A 2,782-nucleotide genomic window follows, 5' to 3' on the forward strand; every position below is an offset into this window, starting at 1 on the left:
CCTTGGCACGCTCGGTGCGCGGATAGGCCTCCAGCAGCCGCCAGAACCGCGGCCCGTGCCCGGGCACCAGCAGATGCGCCAGCTCATGGAGCAGGGCGACCGCGTCGCCGTCCTCGTCGCCGACGGCCGGGCCGCCCTGGACCGGCACCTCCTGGTCGCCGGAGAGCCGGGCGATCAGGGAGACGGCGGGTTCGCGGGCGGAGACGGCGCTGAGCGTGGCCGTCGTGGGACCGCCGGAGGGCATGGTGTGGCCCCCGTGACCGCCGTGGCCGTCGTCGGCCAACGCCGGGAGCGGGGCGAGGGCGAGCGAGGCGGTGAGCGCGGCGGTGGACAGGGTGCGGGTGAACAGGCGCATGGGAGGGCTCCTTCCGAGCCGTGATCCGGGTGTGGTGTCCGAAGGGACTGCCCGAGTCACGAGCGGGTCGGAGAAACGGTTCAAAGAACTCGGCTGAACCGTCCGGCGGCACGGCACGTGTGAGGCGCGGGGTCGCGACCGGCGCCCCGAATCCAGCCCCCTCCCATCTGACGAGGAGACATCATCATGCGCGCACGTACGGCTCTCATCGCGGCCCCGCTGGCCCTCGCCCTGGCCGCCTGCGGCGGCGGCGCGGACGGCGGGGCCAAGGACTCCGGCGGCGCCGAGCGGGCCGCGCGGATCTCCGTCGTGCGGTCCGACGGCCTCGGGGACATCCTCGTCGACGGCCAGGGCCGCACCCTGTACGCCTTCACCAAGGACAAGGACGGCGCGAGCAACTGCGACGCCGACTGCATCGCCGTGTGGCCCGCGCTGACCAGCACGTCCGGCACCGACGCGGGGAAGGGGGTGCGGGCGGCCCTGCTGCACGAGAAGCGGCAGTCGGGCGGTGCGGTCCAGGTCGGCTACGGCGACTGGCCGCTCTACTACTACGTCGGCGACGCGGCCCCCGGGGACGTCAACGGGCAGGGCCTGGACGGCGAGTGGTTCGTCGTCGGGGCCGACGGCAAGCTGATCCGCGCCGGCGCCTGAGACCCGAGACCGAGACCGGTCCCCGGGGAGGAACCGTGACCCAGATCAACATGCCCGGCGAGGAGGTGGAGCGCCTCGGCGTGCTCCTGCGCCGGGTCATCGAGCTGATCGACACCCAGGCGTCCGGGTTCAGCCCGGCCGACGTCGGGCTGCCGCTGGTGCGCTCCGGCGGCGAGTTCGACGACCGGTGGAACGACGGGCGCTTCCAGCTGAAGCGCGACAGCAAGGACCTCAAGGACGCCTGCGAGGCGATCGTGAAGGCGTTCGCGGACGCCGACCAGGAGATGGGCCGGTCGCTGAGGGGCGACGACAAGTGACGGCCCCGGCAGCGAAGGAGAACGGTTCCATGACCACGGCGAGCGCCGCACCCACGTTCGGGATCGGCATACCGGACAGCTGGACCGAGTACGACCTCAGCGGTGACACGCTGGCCGAGCGGCGGGCCGAGATGCTGCGGCACGCCCCCGACCGGCCCACCCTCGACCTCGTCAACCAGGCGTTCCGCAACGCCCGCCGGATCATGGACACGGCCCGGCGGCGCGGCGCGGTCTACGCGGCGGGCACCACCGCGATGTACGAGGACGGCCTGCTGATGGCCGGCCTCATGATCTTCAGCGTGACCCCGCCGCCTGGCGAGGACTTCTCCGCGCAGGGCCTGGCCCGGCAGCTCTCGGCGAGCGGCGACCGGCGCGGCGGCGGCACGACCCGGACGTTCAGCACGGAGAACCTGCCGGGCGTCGGGCCGGTCGGCCGGCTGGTGGGCGTGGAGGAGAGCGAGATCGCCGAGGGGGTGTCCTACCGGCTGGCCGTCATGCACACCGTCGTGCCGGTGCCGGGCCGCCGCCGGGCGCTGATCATCACCTGCTTCAGCCCCAACCTGCCGGTCGCCGACCAGCTGTACGACCTGTTCGACGCGATCACCTCGACCTTCGCCTTCGGCACGGGGACACCCGCGGTGGCGTAGCCGACGGCCCGCGCGAAAGGGCCCGACCGTCCTTCCCGGACGGTCGGGCCCTTCGTCGTACGACGGTCAGCCCGCCGTCGTGCCGGGCACCCGGACGGTGACGAACGCGCCGTCGCCGAACTGGACATGGGCCCGGCCCGGTTCGCTGTCCCGGCCCATCAGACCGCGCGGCAGCCGGGCGCCGACCAGCTCGCCGTCGGAGGCGAGCCGGGGTGCGAGCAGCGCACCGCAGCGGTTGCGGCGTACGACGGTCTGCCAGCCGGAGATGCCGCCGAGCAGCGCCTCGTTGTTGCCGCCCACCACGAGCCCCCAGCCGTCGCCGACGCTGCCCCGGGCGAGCGCGGCGAAGTCGCCGTCCAGCTCGGAGTTGATCATCAGTTCGGCGTCGTCGACGAGGATGGCCCCCGCCGGGGAGTCGACCCGGCCGAGCGCGGCGCGGAAGTCGGCCACCGCCACGTCGGCGTCGTTGAACACCTCCACCACGCCCGGTTTCCCGGCGAGTCGGCGCAGCGGGGAGTTCCGGGGCGCGACGACGACGATCTTCGTGCCGAGGGCGGTGAGGGAGCGGGCCATCGTCAGCAGGACCGTGCTGCGGCCCGAGCGGGGCGGGCCGGCCACCACGAACGACGGGACGACCGTCAAGTCGGTGCCCAGGGCGGCCAGTTCGTCGCCTCCGACGCCGACCATCGCCCACAGCGGCGAGACGCTCTTCGGGCGGCGCTCGAACGGCGTCATCGGCTTCATTTTCACGGACTCACCGGTGCTCTTGACCTCCGCGGCGGCCTTGGCGCCCAGTTCGGAGAGCTCGGCCC

The 2,782-nt window shown here is 73.6% G+C and carries 4 protein-coding genes and 1 pseudogene; 3 read left to right on the forward strand and 2 right to left on the reverse strand.

The genetic code is table 11. The features are described 5' to 3' along the window. A partial coding sequence (locus tag ABZ896_RS52470; protein ID WP_360946554.1) for a YgjP-like metallopeptidase domain-containing protein occupies positions 1–355 on the reverse strand: 355 nt, incomplete at its 3' end. 186 nt (positions 356–541) lie between these two features. Here ABZ896_RS52470 and ABZ896_RS52475 point away from each other — a divergent pair. The 3 genes from ABZ896_RS52475 to ABZ896_RS52485 are packed head-to-tail and all read left to right on the forward strand — an operon-like array spanning position 542 to position 1,970. After that, positions 542–1,006: a hypothetical protein gene (locus tag ABZ896_RS52475; protein WP_360946557.1), complete on the forward strand. Its 465-nt coding sequence runs from the start codon at positions 542–544 to the stop codon at positions 1,004–1,006. Positions 1,007–1,041: 35 nt separating this feature from the next. Further along, the gene (locus ABZ896_RS52480; protein ID WP_360946560.1) at positions 1,042–1,323 is read left to right on the forward strand and encodes a hypothetical protein; all 282 of its coding nucleotides are present in this window, start codon (positions 1,042–1,044) and stop codon (positions 1,321–1,323) included. Between the two features lie 29 nt (positions 1,324–1,352). After that, entirely contained in the window at positions 1,353–1,970 is a 618-nt protein-coding gene (locus tag ABZ896_RS52485) for a hypothetical protein (RefSeq protein ID WP_360946563.1), read from the forward strand. Between the two features lie 717 nt (positions 1,971–2,687). Here ABZ896_RS52485 and ABZ896_RS52490 read toward each other — a convergent pair. Further along, a pseudogene (locus ABZ896_RS52490) lies at positions 2,688–2,782 on the reverse strand (R3H domain-containing nucleic acid-binding protein); the annotation flags it as partial.

Source organism: Streptomyces sp. NPDC047072 (assembly GCF_040643855.1).
GTDB lineage: Bacteria > Actinomycetota > Actinomycetes > Streptomycetales > Streptomycetaceae > Streptomyces.

Excerpts from the sequence above, each read along its gene's own strand:
- ABZ896_RS52475 (WP_360946557.1), top strand. The coding sequence starts at position 542 with ATGCGCGCACGTACGGCTCTCATCGCGGCCCCGCTGGCCCTCGCCCTG.
- ABZ896_RS52485 (WP_360946563.1), top strand. The coding sequence starts at position 1,353 with ATGACCACGGCGAGCGCCGCACCCACGTTCGGGATCGGCATACCGGAC.